The following is a 21,028-nucleotide window of genomic DNA, read 5'->3' as shown; positions in this document are numbered from 1 at the left end:
AAGTTGAGTTTGGATTTTAGCAGGCTTTAAGTCAGTTTCTTAAACTGAATCATGACTTTCAAGAACTTTGCAAAGCGTATAGAGTCCATTAACAAAACATAAAATTACATTCTATTTGGGGTCATCATGCGTCACTTATTTTTGCTATTTAGCTTGCTCTCCGTTGCTGTGCCTGCAAAAGCCTATGATATGCAAGCCCTGATGGACTCTTTTTACAGTGTTGTGATGATACGCGGCTACAACACAAGTGGCGGTCTAGCCTATGGCTCCGGCGTAGTTATAGCAGAAAACCAAGTCATTACCAATTGCCATGTACTGCGCGCCACCAAGCAACCATGGATTTCACGCGGGGAAGACACCTACCCCATCACGTCTGTCAAAGCAGACACTTGGCATGACTTATGTTTGGTCTCCACACAAGCAATGCCTTTTAAACCAGCCAAACTAGGCAATAGCACCACGCTCAAACGTGGGCAAGAAGTCGCAGGCATCGGTCACTCAAATGGTGTACCTGCACCACTAACCTCGCGTGGTAATGTCAAAGGCTTGTATCCAGATAACCCAGGCAATGTCATCCGTACCAGTGCCAAGTTTATGATGGGCGCCAGCGGCAGCGGCCTGTTCGATATGGATGGCAAACTCGTCGGCATCAACACGTTCAAAACCGCAGGTATTGGTGGCGCTATTCATTTCGCGCTGCCAATTGAATGGCTGCAATCGCTGGAAAAACAACCTGAAATTACAACTTTCCCGATTCAAGGCAAAGCCTTATGGGAAGAAGACGAAGACAAAAAACCTTACTACATGCAAGCCGCCGTGCCGGAATCCCGTGAAGATTGGCTGAAACTTGCCGAGGTGTCCGAAAAATGGACCACAGCAGAACCGAAAACTGCAGAAGCATGGTACAGCCTTGGCACGGCGCTGGAAAACTTAAATAAAACGGACTTGGCCGCAAAAGCATTTAACCAAGCATTTCTATTGGATGCGAATAATTACGATGCACTGGTACACGTTGGGTTGATTGCAAAAAGCAAAGGAGATTCAGCAGAAATGCATCGCATTCAAGTGGCTTTAGCTAAGATTAGCGAAGATTTAGCCAACGAGTACATAGAGCTGCTTGGCTGCGGAAAATCTTGTTAATATTTACGGGCTCACTGGGTTAGATTCTTTAAGCGAAATTTCTCTGTAAATAGCTGCGTTTTTTGCGTAAAATAATGTTTTTTAACGTAAAAACATTTATTTAAGCACGCCTAAGGAAGTTATTTTGAGCAATTCTGCATCAGCCGTTTTATCGCAACGCGTTCAATCCATCAAAGAATCCCCAACCTTAGCCATTACGGCAAAAGCCGCTAAATATAAGGCTGAAGGCCGCCCAATTATTGGCTTGGCAGCAGGCGAGCCAGACTTTGATACGCCTCAACATATTAAGGACGCCGCGAAAGCCGCCATTGATGCCGGCTACACAAAATACACCCCAGTCAGCGGTATCCCCGCACTTAAAAAAGCCATCGTCGCCAAGTTTAAAAATGAAAATGGTTTTGAGTACCAAGTAAACGAAGTGATTGTGGGTGTGGGCGGCAAGCAAACGATTTTTAATCTATGTTTGGCTGTATTGAACAAAGGCGATGAAGTGATTGTACCTGCGCCTTACTGGGTATCGTACGCTGATATTGCCTTGGTAGCAGAAGCAAAACCAGTAATTATTGAATGTGGTATTGAACAAGGCTTTAAATTACTGCCTGCGCAACTAGAAGCTGCGATTACCCCCCAAACAAAACTGGTAATGTTTAACTCGCCTTCTAACCCAACTGGTGCGGTTTACAGCTTAGATGAGTTGAAAGCATTGGGCGAAGTGTTATTAAAACACCCGCATGTGCTAGTGGCTACCGATGATATGTATGAACATGTGAACCTCACCGGCGAGAAGTTTTATAACATTCTCAACGCGGCACCCGGCTTGAAAGACCGCTGTATCGTGTTAAACGGTGTGTCTAAAGCGTACTCCATGACAGGTTGGCGCATTGGTTATGCCGCTGGCCCAGCTTACATTATCAAAGCCATGGAAATTCTGCAGAGCCAATCTACCAGCAACCCTGCTTCCATTTCGCAATATGCGGCAGAAGCTGCGTTAAGCGGCTCGCAAGACTGTATTAAACCCATGGTCGCCGCGTTTAAAGAGCGTCACAAATATGTGGTTGACCGCTTTAACGCTATGCCTGGGTTAAGTTGTCTAATGGCCGGTGGCGCGTTTTATGCGTTTCCAGATGCACGCGGTGCGATTGCCAACCTATTCAATGCTGGAAAAATATCAGCCACTACAGATATGGCACTGGCTGAGTATTTACTCGAAAAGTTTGATGTGGCCGTTGTACCGGGTTCTGCTTTTGGTGCCGAAGGCTATTTCAGAATCTCGTTTGCCACCAGCATGGCTAACTTGCAAGAAGCGCTAGACCGCATTGAAAAAGCACTCAGCTAATCAATGCTCAGCCTAATCGCCGCCAAATAAGTCTTTTAACCCACTCATAGCACTGCCAGCCTTGGAACCAAGGCTGGTTCCCAAGCCTGGCCCTAGTACCGCCGTACCTAATGCAGCACCTGCCAGCGCAGCCTTTGATGGCAACACCACGGGTTGATTCACGGTTCCAGATACGATAACAGGCACAGACACCAGTCCTACGCTCTGCTTCAATGCTACCTCGCCGCTACCATCCAGTTTTTCTTGCGCATTAATACTGATATCCCCTTTGGCCGATAACAATCCGGAGCTCACGTTCAAACGTTTTAAGTGATAGCGCTTGCCAGAAATGGCAAGCTGCCCTGTAAACGTATCAAACTGCGTTTCTCCCCCTGCAACATTTTGCTTGATGAGTAAACTGGCGACTTTGACTAAATCCATGCCATATAACACACCCTGAGTTACCGTAAACGTGAACTCGGCACGTAGCTGATTCATCAACGCTTCTGCATTGCTAGCGGTAGCCGCAAAGCGACCATTAGCCATTAAACGTCCGCCCAAATAGGTACTGACGCTGATCATGCTTGTTGGTGTTTTGAGCGAGACTTCTTTGATATGTAATTGCCCATTGAGCTTCCATTGACGCTGCCAATCTAACGTTGCATTACCGTTGATAGTACCGCCATACATTGCTAACGTGAATTTGGAAATATCTAGGTGACTACCATGCAACATCATATCCAATCGTCCCTGTTCAACCTGCCAGGGCTTTTCTAATGGTAACAACCAGTTTTGCAACTTCACCACAATAGCTTGCCCAGCTTCGTGCGGGGTGATTTCAGCCTCTATCTGCCCATCCTCACTCGTAATCAATGCGTTTAAAAATTGCATATCATTGTCAAAACGCATCTCAGCATCCAAGATAGGTAACTTGCGTTTAGGCCAATCCAGTGTCAGCTTATGAATATCTATTGCCGTGACAATCACAGAGGGCTTAGCTGACGACGGAGGCTTATTCATGAATTGCGTCAATATTGGCAACGCACTCTCTTTGAACACTGGTTGATCTATCGTTAACTGAATCACACGCGTATTCGAAAATATGGTACGGATAGTTGGAATCACCGTCAGCGATTGAACCGTGGCTTGCTTTGCATCACCCACCACTATCCCATCAATACGGATACGTGGCGTAGGCATGAAAAATATATGTGCACTGTTAATTTTGACGGGTACACCCAATATCTCTGATGCTTGATGCTCAAATTGTGCAAGATAGCTGGCTGTAGGGATGAAAAAAGGCAAAACAAATAACAGGCCAAATAGCCCAATAACACCCAACCAAATTTTTTTAGATTTTTTCAAAAAATTACCCAATTTTCGATTGACCAAGTACCGCTAAGCCAGTATTATCACGCCTTCACAAGTACTACCGATTCCTCGATAGCTCAGTCGGTAGAGCAACGGACTGTTAATCCGTGTGTCCCTGGTTCGAGCCCAGGTCGAGGAGCCAAATATATCAAAGACTTAGGTTTAACTACCTAAGTCTTTTTTTGCTTTTAGCGTATGCTTTTCTACATACACTTCTGGCACTATTCACATCTTTTAATATCGATAAAATCAGTTGCTTAAAGTATAAGCGTAACACTGCCTGATAGCATCCTCTAATCGTTATTGGATACTATGATTTTTTAAGCGAATAAGCGCTTTGGGTGCTCTTCACGAATGGGTAAATTGACCAGCGCTGCTGCGCTTGCAAGCACGATATCTGCGTACCACATCCAGTCATAACTTCCAGTTTTGACGAAAGCGATGCCACCTAGCCAAGCCCCAAAGAAACCACCAATTTGATGGCTCAGCAGGGTAAAACCAAACAGTGTACCCAAATAGCGGGTGCCAAATAATTTGCCTACAAGCCCGGCCGTAGGCGGTACTGTTGATAGCCAAGTTAAGCCAAGCACGGCTGCAAACAGATAGAAAGTGAGCTCTGTCTTGGGCGCCACTAGGTAGATGGCAATTGCAACGGCACGGGAACCATACATCCAAAATAAAATCATTTTCATGCGCTTAGTTTGTCCCAGCCAACCTGCGCCGATGCTGCCCACTATGTTAGCAAGACCAATAATAGCGAGTGAAGCTGCGCCTACTGAAGCCGACAAGCCGCATAAATTCACTTCGCCAGGTAGGTGGGTCACTAAAAATGCTATGTGGAAGCCGCAGGTAAAGAATCCTGCATGCAGACAAAGATAGCTTCGATCTTTAAAGGCAATACGTAGTTGCTCGCCTAGTTTGATGCCATCGGACTCTGCTACGACATGCTTCTCTGCATCGTCTTTTTTATTGCGTAATGGTAGTGCCAAAAGGATGGTCGTTAGCGATGTGGCGGCCAGTACGAGTATCGCAATGACCCAACTATATGCATTGATGAGTGCCTGTGTGAGTGGTGCAAAGATAAACTGACCAAAAGAACCGCCAGCATTAATAAAACCTGCGGCTGTAGAACGACGCTCTGCTGGTAGCCTTTGTGCAGCAGCCCCAATCAAAATTGAGAAACTGCCTGCACCTGCGCCTGCCGCTGTAAGGATGCCGATTGCAAAGATTAGGCCAAAGCCAGAACTTACAAATGGCGTGATAACTAAACCAAGCGCCAACATGAAGGTGCCAAACACGATGACCTTGAATGAACCAACCCTATCCGCCAGCATGCCAAATAGAGGTTGTGCTGCACCCCAAGTAAACTGGGCAACCGCCATGGCAAAGCTGATCGTGACAATCCCTAGGCCTGTTGATGTGTTTAATGGCGAAAGGAATAAGCCCATGGATTGGCGAATTCCCATCGTGACAGCCAAAATTGCCGCGGCTGAAATCACCAGTGTCCAAAATGTACGTTGTGGGGTCATAAGCAAATCATTGATTGAATAAAAAGTGATAACGGCAACATATTGGACTGTTGCCTTCGTCAGGCTAAATAGTAACTCAAGCGCGCGCTATCACCTCAATGGGTTGGTCATATGCGCAACAAATGCTTTAGCCAATACAATTGGCACATAATTAGCTATAACTATCTATAAGTAGCGCTGTCAAATGCTGCAAGTGTTAGCATCTTATTGATTATTAAATCTTTTAATACGCAGTCTCTTTTCTTTATAGCGGGCACCTGCCTTTGCAGGGGCTCTTTGTGTGGTCAATGCACCAATATGGTGAGCCATTTTTATGTATGTTAGGTGTGTGAATGAATTCATTACAGTTTGATCGTCATGGTGATAAGGAAAACTCGCCATTTTTTGAAGAGTATTTACAGCGCTTGTTAGAAGAGCGTGATCGGCTGGGCCTAACCGAGATGGTGCATGACATTGATGCACTGATGATTACGGTGGATCCTGACCATTCGATTAGCTATATTGCTGAGCTCTGCTTGATGACGCCCTACCATTATTTGGTAACACTGGAGAGCGAGTCTCACTGGACACACATTTTACGCATTGATTTAAACTCCCCCGATTTGATTGTACGTGAGGTGAAAGACCCTAATTTTAGGGGCATTTTTCGTGCACTGAATGAAATCTATCCGGTAGGGTCACAAAAACCCAATAGCCGCTATATGGGTGAAATTATTCGCGTCACCAATTTGCATGAGGTGGAAAAAATCCAGCAAGCACGTGAGTTCCGCTTTTTTAATCAGAACGATGTACGTAAGCTGGAACTGCCTGGCAATTTGGCCATTAGCAAACCTTCCCCCTATACACATAACATTGTGGCGTACTTGGAACGTAATCCGGGCGATTTGCGCGTATACGCGTTGGGCATGAGTACCATTCGCAATGATGTGCAAACCGCCTACGAAGGCGCTAAGCAATTACAGGTGGATTTGCGGATTGATGATTTGATCTTACCGGTCGATCACTTGGCAACGCGCGTGTATAGCCAAAATCGTGAAGTAGCCATTTTGGAATACTTATCTTGGAGCAGCTATTATTTTTGGGGCGCTTACAATATTTGGGATCAAAACTCATCCACCAATGTGACGAAAAGCGTGCACCAAGTGCCGGAATCCAAAAGCCCGGCCAAAGTATTTACCGCCAACAACACACCCTACTTTGTAAACCACTTGGAAAAGCTACCCTCACCTACCGAGACCTTTGTGCGTAATTATGGGCCACGGTTACACCACATGGCATTGGCCGTGAAAGATGGCGAACGCGATGGGCTGGAGAATATTGAGTTTGTGGTTAACGCTATTACGCAGCAAGGCAAAGGCTTCTTGTTAGATGTGATTGGCTCTAAAGAGCAAGGGCTCAAGCAAATCTTCTCCAATGCATCTGAACACTCATCTCTGATTATTGAGTATGTACAGCGTTATGGCAGTTTTGATGGGTTCTTTACCAAAGAAAACGTGGCTGCACTCACCGAAGCGGCTGGCGCAGAAGAAGGCGTGAAAAACACGCACTTTTAACTTTTTTAAGTCATGGCCATCAAGGGAACAGGCGTGACTGTCACACGTACAGTCAGCTCTTGTGCGCCGCCCCCTAATACCACACCACGCATTGGCGAGACATCACTGAAATCTCTGCCCCATGCCACAGTGATATGCTCACTTTGCACCAAGCAGTTATTGGTCGGGTCAAAGTCTATCCAGCCATAGGTTGGGCAATATACAGACACCCATGCATGGGAGGCATCTGCCCCAACTAGGCGCTCTTTACCTTCAGGCGGATTGGTTAAGATATAGCCACTCACGTAACGAGAGGCCAAGCCTAACGAGCGCAGACAACCAATCATCAAGTGCGCAAAATCTTGGCAAACCCCTCGTTTACCTGCCAACACCTCATCTAAGGGGGTAGACACATTGGTTGCCTCTGGATCAAACTCAAAGCTTTGGTAAATACGCTGGGTCAAATCCAGCGCGGCTTCTATCAACGGTCTGCCCTGCCAAAAACTTAGCAATGCAAAATCCATCAACGCTTGGCTACTCTTTACATTTGGCGAGCTGTACAAATAGCCCACCACTTCTAAATCTACATTGGACGGATGCAATAATTGCTGTGCCACGGTCTCCCATGGCAAGCTGTTTTGCAGCTCTGTCCAATAAGGCCGCCTTTGCAAAGACACAGTAAAGCTAGAACTGACTTTGAGCAGCTCGTGTGGTGTGAACACCGCAATGTAGTCACTGTAATTCTTAAAGTAATCAAAGTACTGCGTATGCTCTGTTGGCGTTGGGCTAATGATGAGCGAATACTGCTCGCAATACTGCGCGTTGCTGTTACGCGGTGTCATATGCAGCATCTGCTGCGATAGCGTGACTACGCTGTCGTAGTGATATTCGGTCTCATGTAATACGTGATAACGCATGATTAATAGCGCTCCATGGCGGGCAATCCGCTATAGCTAAAAAAGCGCAAATTAAGCTGGTCTGAGATATCAATGCTTTTCTTATACGTATCATTGAGCCAAATCAGTAGCGTGGAGCTGCCATGGTAAAGCGCTAAATCCGGGTCCAATGCTTTCAAACTTTCTAATCGCTCTATAAATACAGCTTCATGCGCCCCACCACCATAGTTGGCAGACACTTCTGCGAGGTATTTGACCATGCCTTTCAGTTGGAAAATCATGGCATTTGGATTGTGTTCATCCATCAACAATAAATCCAAAACAGGCAACCATTCTGGCTGTGCAGAATAACGCGCACGATAGGTCACAATGCTATCGGTCAGCTCAAGCAACCAATCTAGATTGCTCTCAGGCGGCATGGTCAATGCGTGCTGGAGCAGTACGCACAAAAATTGTAAGCGTTCAATACGCCTGCCCAAGGACATAAATCGCCAACCTTGGTCTCGTGTCATGCCATCCAATGTAAAACCAGACAACGTGACCAAAGAAGCCGAGGTCTCATTCAAATGCTCTAATGTCTCTGTCAGCGTGGGCATGTGCTTGCTATGCGTAAAACGTTGCGACATTTGATTGATAATGCGCCAGTTATCGCCAGATAAACGCTCACGTATATTAAATGCCAGTTGAAAAAACTGTTGTATGCTGCTTTGCAAGCTATGGTCTTTACTTGAGAACACAGCGTGTATAAGCTGGCGTTCAATCTCTTCATCGCTCAAGTCGTCCGGCTCAATTGCGGAAGTATCCTGATCGCTGTCTACATCTGCATCAGGAATCAAGCCGTACCACATACACACACTACGCAACGTCGTCCATTCAATGGGACGATGCTCACCAGAAAACTCCATTAAGAATTGAATCGCAATGCGAATCAACCGTGTGGTGTGTCCATTACGTATAGTGTAGCGGCCAAACCAAAACAGATTCTCCACCATGCGGCTAGAAAGATAGGTATTGCCACGCACCAAATCCCTGCTCGACATAGTGCGACGCAACAAACTGCTGTAATAGGTTGCTGTGGGAGATGTAATCCAAGTATCTTTGCTGGTACCGCCACGTTGCATGGTAATCACGCGCTCGTCTTTGCCACTGGCAATACGTGCCAGCCCACCTGGCATAATCGCGTAGCCATTGGGCGTTGCACAGGCATACACCCGTAAGCCAATCGCCAACGAGTTTAGATTAGGCTTGTGATGTGCGCTCCAAGCAGGCGCTTGCGAGATCTTGACCTGCTCTTGTGCAATATAATTCTGTGGATTTTCGCGCAACTTCTCAATCAAGGCATCGCGCCCTTCGGCAGTTAAATCTTCACCAAAGATGGGATGCTGATTGATTTGTGGAAACGCAGGCTTAATGACCAGTTCATGCAGGTTGGCAATCACTGTCTCCAATGCGCTGGGCTCCCCGCACCACCAAGTCGCCACGGAAGGCATCTTCAGCGATTCCCCCAGAAAGCGCTCACACAGCTTAGGCAAAAACCCTAACAATGCGCCGGATTGTAAAATGTTGGAGCCCAAGGAATTGGCAATCACCACGTGGCCTTGCCTAGTAGCTTGTGCCAACCCCGCCACTCCAAGTAGCGAGTCAGCATTCAGCTCCAAAGGATCACAAAAATCATCATCCAAGCGCCGTAAAATCACGTGTACAGCTTTCAGCCCAGAAATAGTTTTGAGCCAGACAATGCCATTTCTTACAGTTAAATCACTCCCCTGCACCAGCGGAAAACCCAGATAACCAGCCAAATAGGATTGCTCATGGTAGGTTTCGTTATAAGGGCCTGGCGTCAGTATGACAATTAGCGGTTGCTCGCCTTCGCTCAGCGATAAAATTTCTGGGTGCACCACGCTTTGCTTTTGCGCGCACAGCCGCCCCCAGTGCGATAGACTGTCGCGCATGCTGGTAAAAAAGCCACTTAAACGCTGAATATTTAAATCACGGAATAGATCCGGAAACGCGCTAGAAATAATGGTGCGATTTTCCAGCGCATAGCCAGCGCCTGTAGGCGCTTGCGTACGGTCAGACACCACCCACCATTGGCCATTTGGCGCGCGCGCAATATCCACTGCATATAAATGCAAGGCAATATTGTCTTCATGCTGCACGCCATGGCAGGGTCGTAAAAAACCTGCGTGCCCATGCACCAAGGCAGAAGGCAGTAAACCTTCGCTCAAGGTCTGTTGTGCGCCGTAAATATCTAACAACACTTGATTGAGCAATGTGGCGCGCTGGGCAACAGCAGCCGCAATGTGTGTCCACTCTTCATGCGGTAAAATAAATGGCAGCGCATCTAAATCCCAAGGGCGTTGCAGCCCATTGGTATCCGCATATACATTGTAAGTCACGCCGTTGTCGCGTACTTGGCGCTGAATCGCCTCAACGCGATGGCGCATCTGTGATGCCGGCTCATTCGCCAAGGTTTCTATCAGTGCTTGCCAATGCGGATGCGGCAAGCCGTTAGCGTCTAACAGCTCGTTATAGTGATCAACCTGACACGGAATTTGATAAAGAATTGATTGCATAACCCAAACAGTTTAATGGGCTTGCCATCTAAGGTCTAGTGTAAATGGAAAACGCGGATTCCTTGGCTCCTGCGCTACTGTCATTTTACCCGGCGTATGCCCATGCCCCCAAAACCGAGTAAAGCGTCTTGCCTCTGCTTCATTTGCATTCACCGGAAAACTCGCATAATTGCGCCCACCAGGATGCGATACATGATAAGTACAACCACCAATTGCACGACCACTCCAAGTATCCACCAAATCAAATACCAGTGGCGCTTGTACATCAATGGTTGGATGCAGGGCTGACCACGGACGCCAGGCACGGAAGCGAACACCCGCCACAAATTCCCCGGCAATTCCAGTAGGTTGTAACGGCAGCGGGCGACCATTACAGGTGACGATATGGCGACCATCGGTCATGCCACGCACACGCAGTTGCATACGCTCTACTGACGAATCCACATAACGCGCGGTACCACCACCACTCATTTCCTCGCCCAGTACATTCCAAGGCTCAATGGCTTGCCGTAGCTCCAGCTCAATACCATGATAAGCCACCGTGCCATAGCGCGGAAATCTAAACTCCACAAATGGATCAAACCAGTGTTTTTCAAACTTGTAGCCAAATGCGCGTAAATCCGCCACGACATCGGCCATATCTTGCGCAACAAAGTGCGGCAACATCCAACGATCATGTAGCTCTGTGCCCCAGTGAATCAACTTACCTTGATAAGGTTCTTTCCAAAACCTTGCTACCAATGCACGCAGCAACAAGCTTTGCAGCAAGCTCATGCGTGCATGCGGTGGCATTTCAAATGCGCGAAACTCAACCAAACCCAAGCGCCCAGTGGGCCCATCAGGCGAATAGAGTTTATCAATCGAAAACTCGGCGCGATGCGTATTGCCGGTTAAGTCCACCAATAAGTTGCGTAATAAACGGTCTACTAGCCAAGGCTTTTCACTTTCGGCCATGTCTGGCAACACCTTATCCATTTGCTGAAATGCAATAGAAAGCTCATATAAATTATCATCTCTGGCTTCATCTACGCGTGGTGATTGGCTGGTAGGACCAATAAAAGTACCCGAGAATAAGTAAGAAAGTGCTGGATGGTTTTGCCAATAAGTAATCAAGCTTTTGAGTACATCCGGGCGCCTTAACATCGGGCTATCCGCAGCGGTTGCGCCACCCAATGTGGCATGATTACCACCACCTGTGCCTGTATGGCGGCCATCTAACATAAATTTCTCGGTGCCTAATCGCGTGAGCCTAGCCTCTTCGTATAGCACCGTCATTTTATCCACCAGCTCTTGCCAGTTGGCAGAAGGATGAATATTCACCTCAATGACACCGGGGTCTGGCGTCACACTTAATACTTGGATACGCGCATCACGTGGCGGCGTATAGCCTTCAACCCACAGTTTTAATTTTAGTTTGGCCGCTGTATTTTCTACTGCAGTAGCCAACGCCAAATAGTCTTCCAAACGTGTGACTGGTGGCATAAATACATACAACCGGCCTGCACGTACTTGCACACAAAGTGCAGTATGAATCACTTCTTTGGGGAGTGGCTTTGCAGATTGATGCTTAACACTGACTGTTGGTTTAAGACTGCTTGCCTCATATTCCGCCAAAGACGCTAGCTCAGCAAACGTATCCAGCGGAAACTCCGCTTCCATATCCTTGGGTAGTTTCCATGGTAAAGAGCTTAACGGCAAGCGCAAACCCATCGGAGAGTCCCCACTAAGCAAATACAGATGCTCACGTTTGAGCGGCCATTTACTGGTAAGCCATTCCCCTGCTTTTTTAGTGTCAACTGGCTTAATCGGCATGACAAAACCAACCACCGCACCTAAATCAGTTTCTAACAATCGCGCTAAGCGACGACGCTCTTCACTGTCTTTCAAATTCGCTTCTAGCGGATCAATGTTTTCGGGCAGGTTTTGTTCAAAGTTAATTTGCGACAATACATCTTCATAGGCGGGAATCAAGCACGCCTGTGGAAAATGTAACTCCATGGCCAAGTGCCGCGCAAAGAGCTCTGCTTCTTTAGCGGTGTAGCCATCTGCTACGCCTTCCTCGGAGAATAAACTAGCATCACGCCAAATAGGCTTGCCATCTACACGCCAATACATATTAATGGCCCAGCGTGGCAACGGTTCACCTGGATACCATTTGCCTTGCCCATAATGTAGCAAACCACCTCTGGCAAAATGCGTTTTTAACTTCAAGGCAAGCTTACCTGCCAACTCGCGCTTCTTTTCACCATGTGCCAGCGTATTCCACTCTGGGCCATCCATATCATCAATAGACACGAACGTAGGCTCACCGCCCTGCGTTAGCCTTACATCTTGCTTTTTAAGGTCAGTATCTACTTTTTTGCCAAGCCGATCGATCTTTGCCCAATCATCCTCGCTGTAAGGCTTTGTTACACGGGGGTCTTCGTGAATGCGGGTAATCGTCATTTCATGCTGAAACGTCACTTCGGCAATATCGGTGAAGCCTGTTACCGGTGCAGCAGAAGATGGCACTGCCGTACATGCCAAAGGAATATGTCCCTCGCCCGCCATCAAGCCGGATGTAGGATCTAGGCCTATCCACCCTGCACCAGGCACATACACTTCGGCCCAAGCATGCAAGTCTGTAAAGTCCACGGTAGTACCACTGGGGCCATCTAATGCTTTGATATCAGCGGTGAGTTGAATGAGGTACCCAGACACAAAACGTGCTGCCAATCCTAAATTGCGTAAAATCTGCACCAGCAGCCACGCACTATCGCGGCAGGAGCCAGTGCGCTTAGTCAAGGTTTCTTCTGGCGTTTGCACACCTGGCTCCATGCGCACTAAGTAACCAATGTCACGCTGCAAGTGTTGATTAAGTGCTACCAAGAAATTTGCAATGCCTAACTCCGGTTGCACAATGTCGCGTTTAGCTTGTGTAATCCATTCTCTTAGTAAAATGGATGTAGGTTCTGGCTTTAAATATGCACCAAGTTCGTACGCCTGTTGCTCTGTATAGTGAAACGGAAAATGCTCCGCGTACTTTTCTACAAAGAAATCAAATGGATTAATCACGGTCATGTCTGCCACTAAATCGACCGTAAAATCGAGCGCACGCACCTTTTCGGGGAATACGTACCGTGCAATGTAATTGCCGTAAGGGTCTTGCTGCCAATTCACAAAATGTTGCGACGGATTTACTGTAATGGAATAAGACAGTATGGGCGTGCGTGCGTGTGCGGCTGGCTTTAAGCGAACTTCGTGGGGGGAGAGGCTAACAAGCCGGTCAAATTGATAACTGGTTTTATGATGTAATGCGACGCGAATTGCCACTTCATTCCCTCAACAGCTTAATTTAAAGATTGTTTTATGAATAGCAATGCAGGAACCATGCCAAAGCGCATATTCACTACAGCGACCACCACTGTCAGTGTAGCCCAAGCAAACCTTATGGGTAAAAAAAATGGCCCGATAAGGGCCATTTTTAAGAATTCTATTGTTTAGAATTCACAAGTTTGAATTCTAGGTGAATTAAGCTTTTTGAATGTTAGAAGCTTGTTTACCTTTTGGACCATCTGTCACGTCAAAACTAACGCGATCGTTTTCTTTCAAACTTTTGTAGCCGCTATCAACGATAGCTGAGAAATGTGCGAATAAATCGTCACCGCCTGCGTCAGGAGTAATGAAACCAAAACCTTTTGCATCATTAAACCACTTTACAATACCTGTTGCCATAATATTACTTTCTTACTTTAAAAAGGGAGGCACCCTGAAAGTTTTTACTTTCCAAAAAAAAAGAGTCATTAAGACTCATCAAATTAAAATTTAAAAACGCCTAATGCACCTTGTACGCCCTATATAAAACCGAGTCAAGCTTTATTTTAACTCTTTGCGATAATCTTCACATTAATGGTCTTATTGCAACAAATTTGCTATATAGAGGCATCAGGTCTATACTTCGCCCACTTTGAATGTGCATATAGCACATATTCACATAATATCCCTAAGTAGTGCTCAACAAACACTACAATTTGCTTGCAAGCTCCTCTGAGATTGTTGCGTAAAACGGGTCTCATTACAGATTGGAGTGCAGACATGGCTAAAGAAGAGCTGATTGAAATGAACGGCGTGGTCGATGAAATTTTACCCGACTCACGTTATCGCGTCACACTAGAAAACGGACATAAATTAATTGCGTATACCGGCGGAAAAATGAAGAAAAATCATATCCGCATTTTGGCCGGGGATAAAGTCACGCTAGAACTATCGCCTTACGATATCAATAACGGTCGCATTACCTTTAGACATATTGAATCCAAAGGTAGTTTTACACCGGTAAAACGACGCTCATATTAAAAACTGCGTTCAAACCTAGCAGAACCTTTTGCCAGCCATCGTGCTGGCTTTTTATTTTTAAAGCGTATAACTCACTATTATAATAGAGGCTTTGCTTAACTCTTAACTTTGGAAAGAACGCGTGGCGCATTTAGAAACAGATATATTGTTGGTAGGTGGTGGCATCATGAGTGCAACTTTAGGCACACTCCTTCATGCGCTTGACCCAAGCTTAACCATCACTATGGTAGAACAGCTTGCCGATGTCGCCTTAGAAAGTTCTGATGCACTGAATAACGCAGGCACTGGCCACGCAGGGTATTGTGAGCTGAACTACACGCCACAAGCTGATGATGGCAACATCGGCATTCAGCGCGCGCTCAATATCAATGCCGCCTTTGAGATTTCACTGCAATATTGGGCACACTTGGTAGAAACAGGTGCACTCCCCTCACCCAACCGCTTTATGACCAAGACACCACACTTGAGCTTTGTTTGGGGTGAAAAGAATATTGCGTTTTTACGCCAACGGGTGGCCCAACTCAAGCAACATCATCTATTTGCAGACATGCAATATTCAGAAACACCCGAACAACTGCAAGCGTGGATGCCATTGATGATGGCCAATAGACATCATGACGAATCACTGGCTGCCAGCTATATTGGACATGGCGCCGATATTGATTTTGGTGCACTCACACGCTATATGGTGAGATATCTGCAATCTAGCCCAAGCTTCACCTTACTCAAACAAACCAAAGTCAGCAACCTGACCAAAGTGAAAAATCGCGCCAAAGACAATACCTGGCATGTGCACTTGCAAGATTTGCAAACAAAACATAAACAAACAGTTAAAGCGAAATTCGTATTCTTAGGCGCGGGCGGCGGCGCATTACCCTTACTGCAAAAAGCCAATATTGACGAAAGTAAAGGCTATGGTGGGTTTCCGGTCAGCGGCCAATGGCTGATTTGCCACAATGAAGCCGTCATTGCACAGCATTACGCCAAAGTGTATGGCAAAGCTGCCGTGGGCGCGCCACCTATGTCGGTACCACATTTGGATACCCGTGTTATCAACGGCAAGCGTGCCTTATTGTTTGGGCCATTTGCAGGGTTCACTACCAAGTTTTTAAAAGGCGGCTCTAAGCTTGATTTAGCCAAGTCGCTCAAGTTGAACAACTTAAAGGCCATGATCAGTGTGGGCCGCCACAATATGGATTTAACCAAATACTTGATTAAAGAAACCAAGCAAACCCATGCGCAGCGCATGAACGCTTTACGTGATTTTCTACCGGGTGCGAACGCTAACGATTGGACCTTGGAAAATGCCGGGCAACGTGTGCAAATTATTAAAAACAGCGAAGAGAAATGGGGCAAGCTAGAGTTTGGTACCGAGATTGTTGCTGCCAAAGATGGCACCCTTGCTGCCCTACTCGGGGCATCACCCGGTGCATCTGTCAGCGTACAAGCTATGTTGGACGTACTCCAACGCTGTTTTAAAGACCGCGTAGCAGAAGCAGATTGGCAATACAAGTTGAAAGCTGCTATTCCATCTTACGGTGAATCGCTGGTTGACAATGCAGAGTTACTGAAACGGGTAAGACAACATACGCATCAAACGTTAGGTTTGATGTAGCTGCAATATACGCGCTATTTATGCTAGCGCGTGACTAACCACCCAAGCACAAATAGGTTGATACCCACTGTTACCCAAAAGATCAGCCTGAACTCTCTTTTGACAGACTTATGGCGCAATATTGATTGCGCCAATATTGCCCCTGGCCAACCGCCCACCAATGCCAGCACATGCAAAGTGCTTTCTGGTATTCGCCAACGATTGCCTTTTGCTGCTGCTTTATCCATCGCATAAGCAATAAATGTCAGTGCCGCAATCACTGCATAGACTTTAACAGTGAACATAGACTGCTGGCTTGTGAAGATAAACCAGCCCAAGCTAGCTAAAGAGACAATGATGAGTGCTCTGCGAAGCCAAATGTATTGCATATAACAAGTCCTTGATTAAGCGTTTAAATTACGCTGTCTGCGCACCTCGTATAAACACATACCGCTAGCCACACTAACATTCAAACTCTCAACAGAACCATACATTGGAATTGTCACCAACGCATCGCACGTTTCGGCCGTCAAGCGGCGAATGCCTTCACCTTCTGAGCCTAAGACGATGGCAATCGGGCCATCAAGCTTGGTATTGAGGAGCGTGCTAGGTGCATCCATGGTGGTACCGACTACAGTGACCCCCGCGTCTTTCAGCTCACGCAAAGTACGCGCCAGATTCGTCACAGCAATAAATGGCACCGTCTCCGCTGCACCGCTGGCGACTTTTCTTACGGTTGCATTCAAGCCCACTGCGCGGTCTTTGGGTGCAATCACGGCATGCACGCCCATGGCATCAGCCACACGTAGGCACGCACCTAAGTTATGCGGGTCTTCTACGCCATCCAGCACCAAGAAAAATGGCGGCTCTTTGAGATCTGACTCTAAAATATCGTGAATGTCTTTATATGGAATCGGCGTATCCACGACACGTGCAATCACGCCTTGATGACGACCATTTAAACCTGCCATTCCATCTAAACGGCTGCGCTCTACTTGCATGACACGCACGCCGGCACTGTCTGCCATATTGAGCAAATCTTTCATACGTGCATCGACACGATCACGGTCGATCAAAATTTCTTGGATACTGGTGCTGTGTTGGCGCATGCGGCTTAATACCGCGTGGAAGCCAAATAAAATTCGGGACTCTGACATACTGCTTACTCACTTATTCATTCAATTAGAAAATACGTTCATTTAAAACAGATTAACGTTTAGGTTTGCCTTTATTTTTTTGATCTTTTAGGCGTTGTTTATGCTTTGCCGGAGGTTTGGTGGCTTTACCAGCACTAGGCTTTTGGTGTGCAGACTTAGCAGCATTGGGCTGCTTAGCCTTTGCGTTATTAGAGACACTACGCTCTTTTTTGGCCTGCTCTAAGGCACGTGTTGTTTTTGGTTTGCTTTCCACAACACGTTCCACCAATGGTTTGCTTACGCGTAATGTTTTTTTGCCAGACTCGCCTTCAGCGGTTGATTGGTTGCTTGGTATATCGCTTAGCGTGTCATCTATCACCTGTTTGGATTTACCGTTACTCAGCCCGCCATTACTCACTAGGGTAAAATCCATCTTGCTGGTTTCTAAATCTACGCGCGCGACTTTGATGGTGAGACGATCTCCCAAGCGGTAGCGCATCCCTGATCGTTCGCCCAGCATTTCGTGGCGTGCTTTATCGAACACAAAGTAATCATTGCCCAACTCTGTCACGTGTAACAAGCCTTCTACGTACACCTCATCTAACGCCACAAACAGACCAAAGCTGGTCACGCCAGCCACTGTACCTTCAAATACTTCACCAATCTTATCTTGCATGTAGAAGCATTTCAGCCAGTTCGTCACATCGCGTGTCGCATCATCTGCACGTCGCTCGGTCATGGAGCAATGTGTGCCCAAGCCATGCCAGTCTTTGGCGTTATATTTCTCACCATTCACCACCGCTTTAATCGCACGGTGAATCAATAAATCTGGGTAGCGTCGAATCGGCGAAGTGAAATGCGCATAGGCATCATATGCCAAGCCAAAATGGCCAGCGTTATCTGGGCTATACACAGCTTGCTGCATAGAGCGCAACATCACCGTTTGTAATAACTGTGCATCCGGGCGCTCTTTAATGCGTGCCATGAGCTTACCGTAATCTTTAGCTTGTGGTTTTTCACCACCGCCTACACCAAATCCAAATTCACCCATAAACTGGCGCAATGCTTCCAACTTCTCTGGCGTGGGGCCTTCGTGGATACGATAAAGAGCCGGATGCTCGTGCGACATCAAAAACTCTGCTGCGCAGACATTGGCTGCGAGCATGCACTCTTCAATCAGTTTATGCGCCTCGTTACGGGTGCTTGGCACAATCTTGTCAATCTTGCCGTTGTCGTTAAAAATCATCATGGTTTCAGAGGATTCAAACTCAATCGCACCGCGCTTTTCGCGCTGCTTAAGCATGAGCTGATATACACTATATAAGTGCTGCAAATGTGGCATTAACCAAGTGTATTCTTGTGCCAACTCCCCTTCTGGGTTTTGCAGTATTTCATACACTTTGGTGTAGGTCATGCGTGCTTTTGAGCGCATGACCGATGGATAGAATTTGTATTGTTTAACTACGCCCAAGCCGTCTACTTGCATATCACACACCATGCACAAACGCTCTACATCCGGGTTGAGCGAGCACAGGCCGTTTGAAAGCGCTTCTGGCAACATCGGAATCACGCGGCGTGGAAAATACACGGAATTACCGCGATCAAACGCTTCTTTGTCTAGCGCATCGCCTGGTTTCACATAAAAGCTCACATCGGCAATCGCCACTACCAAGCGCCAACCTTTGCCTTGTGGTTCTGCAAATACAGCATCGTCAAAGTCACGCGCAGTTTCACCATCAATCGTAATCAGCGGTAGTTCACGTAAATCAATACGCCCTTTGTAGTCGGCTGGCTGCACTGTTTTGGGGTAAGCCTCAGCTTGCTTAATCGCTTCCGGCTTAAATTCGTAAGGCAATTTATGTTTACGCAGCGCGATTTCGATTTCCATGCCGCTATCTGCATAATTACCCAAAATTTGTACGATTTTACCCATGGGCATGGCGTGCGAAGAAGGCTGCTCTGTGAGCTCCACCACTACGACTTGGCCGACTTTTGCATCCATATCCAGATGGTAGGGAATGAGAATATCTTGATTGATACGTTTATCTTCTGCCGCGACTATGGTGACGCCCTGGCCGCGCATCACGCGCCCAACCAGCGTTTTATTGGCGCGCTCAAGCACTTCTACAATTCTGCCTTCCGGACGCCCTTTTCTATCCAAGCCAGCCATACGCACCATGGCACGGTCGCCGTGCATCACTTGCGCCATTTCACGCGGCCCCAAGAACAAATCGTCAGGATGTTTTAGTTTGTCATCCGGCACTAAAAAGCCAAAGCCATCTGGGTGACCAAACACCACACCGGGGATTAAATGAATTTTCTCTGGCAGACACAACGCGCCTTTGCGGTTGCGAATGATTTGACCTTCGCGCTCCATGGCATTGAGGCGTTTACCAAAAATCTCTCGCTCGCTGGTATCTATATCCAGCAACACGTATAATTGCTCTGTACTCAAGGGGATGCCTTGGTCAGAGAGCACTTGTAATATCAGCTCGCGGCTTGGTAATGGCGTTTCATATTGCGCAGCTTCACGCTTGGCATATGGATCGTTTTCACGCGAACTATTTTTACTTTTTTTAATTGACAAGAATTGTGCTTTCTATAAAATGCGCCGCAAGTACAGGATGCCCAGATGGCGGAATTGGTAGACGCGCTAGTTTCAGGTACTAGTATCGAAAGATGTGGAGGTTCGAGTCCTCTTCTGGGCACCAACTAAATCTCATACAAATCATTCATTTGTAACTTCTATTGCTTACAAACACAGATTCGGCTGATGGCTTGAATTGTACATTGAATTTGCACATGATGGAATTTGGTGTTGATGATGCGTAAATCGCGTAATCCCATTAAAACAATTCTCATAATGGTTGAATTGCTACCCACTACCTAGAAAATTACAAGATCAATCGAGTTTGAGCCCATCGATTCGAGAATTACTTTCTCGCGTGGGTTCTTGAACCCACCCTACTTTGCTAATATTAAGTCTATTAGACTTTGCTATGATCTATTAGTATGAAATAAGAAATACCCGTCACACATGCTCCAACTTCAAAAGCACTTAGACTAGTAAATTAAAGATAGAACTTCACAAGCTAACAATCAATGGTGTCTGACCCCATTGATTGTTTAGAATAACGCGGGGACCTCAGGGCATGTGGCGCTCAATAGTTGATTGAATGATGCGCTAACGGTAGCATTTATGTGGTCTGTCCCCTATTATTTAGCGCGTGGGACAATATCTATAGCGCCCCTCCCATAAGGTGCCAGTGCGTTTATACATTTTATTGATGTATTGCACATAACGCTGCCCCAGTGCTTTCATCATGGTGCCAACTGCTTCAGTCTTGTCAGTAGAAACCAATAAATGTACATGATTCGTCATTAATACATAGGCGTGAATTTTACACTCGGTTTTTTCTGAGTATTCTTTTAGCCATTCAAGGTAAGAAAGATAATCTTCATCGGCATAAAAGCAAGCTTGGCGATTATTACCACGCTGGATGATGTGTTGTGGAACGTTGGGGAGGATGACGCGAGGACGGCGGGGCATAAGAAGCATCTACTCAACGGATAAAATGGACTAAATTATAGCGATTAACGTGGT

15 protein-coding genes and 2 tRNA genes are annotated in these 21,028 nt (G+C 46.6%); 7 read left to right on the top strand and 10 right to left on the bottom strand.

Annotated features, from left to right (window positions below):
• Positions 1-126: 126 nt before the first annotated feature.
• Positions 127-1,140: a trypsin-like peptidase domain-containing protein gene (locus tag FG11_RS04110; protein WP_047533307.1), complete on the top strand. Its 1,014-nt coding sequence runs from the start codon at positions 127-129 to the stop codon at positions 1,138-1,140.
• A gap of 124 nt (positions 1,141-1,264) precedes the next feature.
• Positions 1,265-2,476 carry a pyridoxal phosphate-dependent aminotransferase gene (locus FG11_RS04105; protein ID WP_047533305.1) on the top strand — a complete coding sequence of 404 codons (1,212 nt, stop codon included), beginning with the start codon at positions 1,265-1,267 and terminating at the stop codon, positions 2,474-2,476.
• 12 nt (positions 2,477-2,488) lie between these two features.
• On the opposite strand, the gene FG11_RS04100 is transcribed toward FG11_RS04105, so the two are convergent.
• Entirely contained in the window at positions 2,489-3,820 is a 1,332-nt protein-coding gene (locus FG11_RS04100; RefSeq protein ID WP_047535756.1) for an AsmA family protein, read from the bottom strand.
• Positions 3,821-3,892: 72 nt separating this feature from the next.
• Here FG11_RS04100 and FG11_RS04095 point away from each other — a divergent pair.
• Positions 3,893-3,968: transfer RNA gene (locus FG11_RS04095), tRNA-Asn, on the top strand.
• A gap of 178 nt (positions 3,969-4,146) precedes the next feature.
• Here the strand turns inward: FG11_RS04095 and FG11_RS04090 are convergent.
• Positions 4,147-5,355, bottom strand: coding sequence for an MFS transporter (locus tag FG11_RS04090; protein WP_047533302.1), 1,209 nt, complete (start codon positions 5,353-5,355; stop codon positions 4,147-4,149).
• 332 nt (positions 5,356-5,687) lie between these two features.
• On the opposite strand from FG11_RS04090, the gene FG11_RS04085 reads away from it, so the two are divergent.
• Complete coding sequence (locus tag FG11_RS04085; protein ID WP_047533299.1) at positions 5,688-6,908, top strand: hypothetical protein; 1,221 nt, start codon at positions 5,688-5,690, stop codon at positions 6,906-6,908.
• 5 nt (positions 6,909-6,913) lie between these two features.
• Here the strand turns inward: FG11_RS04085 and FG11_RS04080 are convergent, their stop codons facing one another.
• The 4 genes from FG11_RS04080 to FG11_RS04065 all read right to left on the bottom strand — a co-directional run bounded on the left by FG11_RS04080 (position 6,914) and on the right by FG11_RS04065 (position 14,073).
• A complete protein-coding gene (locus FG11_RS04080; protein ID WP_025224178.1) occupies positions 6,914-7,804 on the bottom strand; it encodes a transglutaminase family protein in 891 nt (296 codons plus the stop codon).
• A gap of 2 nt (positions 7,805-7,806) precedes the next feature.
• Positions 7,807-10,359, bottom strand: a complete 2,553-nt coding sequence (locus tag FG11_RS04075; protein ID WP_047533296.1) for a circularly permuted type 2 ATP-grasp protein — start codon at positions 10,357-10,359, stop codon at positions 7,807-7,809.
• A 12-nt stretch (positions 10,360-10,371) separates the two neighbouring features.
• Entirely contained in the window at positions 10,372-13,671 is a 3,300-nt protein-coding gene (locus FG11_RS04070; protein WP_047533293.1) for a transglutaminase family protein, read from the bottom strand.
• 198 nt (positions 13,672-13,869) lie between these two features.
• Positions 13,870-14,073, bottom strand: a complete 204-nt coding sequence (locus tag FG11_RS04065) for a cold-shock protein (RefSeq protein ID WP_020181801.1) — start codon at positions 14,071-14,073, stop codon at positions 13,870-13,872.
• A gap of 360 nt (positions 14,074-14,433) precedes the next feature.
• Between FG11_RS04065 and infA the strand changes: the two genes are divergently transcribed.
• Entirely contained in the window at positions 14,434-14,694 is a 261-nt protein-coding gene (gene infA / locus FG11_RS04060) for a translation initiation factor IF-1 (protein ID WP_020181800.1), read from the top strand.
• 121 nt (positions 14,695-14,815) lie between these two features.
• A complete protein-coding gene (gene mqo, locus FG11_RS04055) occupies positions 14,816-16,309 on the top strand; it encodes a malate dehydrogenase (quinone) (protein WP_047533290.1) in 1,494 nt (497 codons plus the stop codon).
• 23 nt (positions 16,310-16,332) lie between these two features.
• Here the strand turns inward: mqo and FG11_RS04050 are convergent, their stop codons facing one another.
• The 3 genes from FG11_RS04050 to rnr are packed head-to-tail and all read right to left on the bottom strand — an operon-like array spanning position 16,333 to position 20,011.
• Positions 16,333-16,677: a DUF1294 domain-containing protein gene (locus tag FG11_RS04050; protein WP_047533286.1), complete on the bottom strand. Its 345-nt coding sequence runs from the start codon at positions 16,675-16,677 to the stop codon at positions 16,333-16,335.
• A 15-nt stretch (positions 16,678-16,692) separates the two neighbouring features.
• Complete coding sequence (gene rlmB / locus FG11_RS04045; protein ID WP_020181797.1) at positions 16,693-17,445, bottom strand: 23S rRNA (guanosine(2251)-2'-O)-methyltransferase RlmB; 753 nt, start codon at positions 17,443-17,445, stop codon at positions 16,693-16,695.
• Positions 17,446-17,497: 52 nt separating this feature from the next.
• The gene (gene rnr, locus FG11_RS04040; protein WP_052184925.1) at positions 17,498-20,011 is read right to left on the bottom strand and encodes a ribonuclease R; all 2,514 of its coding nucleotides are present in this window, start codon (positions 20,009-20,011) and stop codon (positions 17,498-17,500) included.
• Between the two features lie 39 nt (positions 20,012-20,050).
• Between rnr and FG11_RS04035 the strand changes: the two genes are divergently transcribed.
• Positions 20,051-20,135, top strand: a tRNA-Leu gene (locus FG11_RS04035).
• 509 nt (positions 20,136-20,644) lie between these two features.
• Here FG11_RS04035 and FG11_RS04030 read toward each other — a convergent pair.
• Positions 20,645-20,974, bottom strand: coding sequence for a transposase (locus FG11_RS04030; RefSeq protein WP_047535752.1), 330 nt, complete (start codon positions 20,972-20,974; stop codon positions 20,645-20,647).
• Positions 20,975-21,028 lie beyond the last annotated feature (54 nt).

The sequence above is a fragment of the Methylotenera sp. N17 genome (assembly GCF_000799155.1).
Taxonomy (GTDB): Bacteria; Pseudomonadota; Gammaproteobacteria; order Burkholderiales; family Methylophilaceae; genus Methylophilus.
The sequence above is the reverse complement of the archived record's forward strand: the minus strand, read 5'-3'. Positions and strand labels throughout refer to the sequence as shown.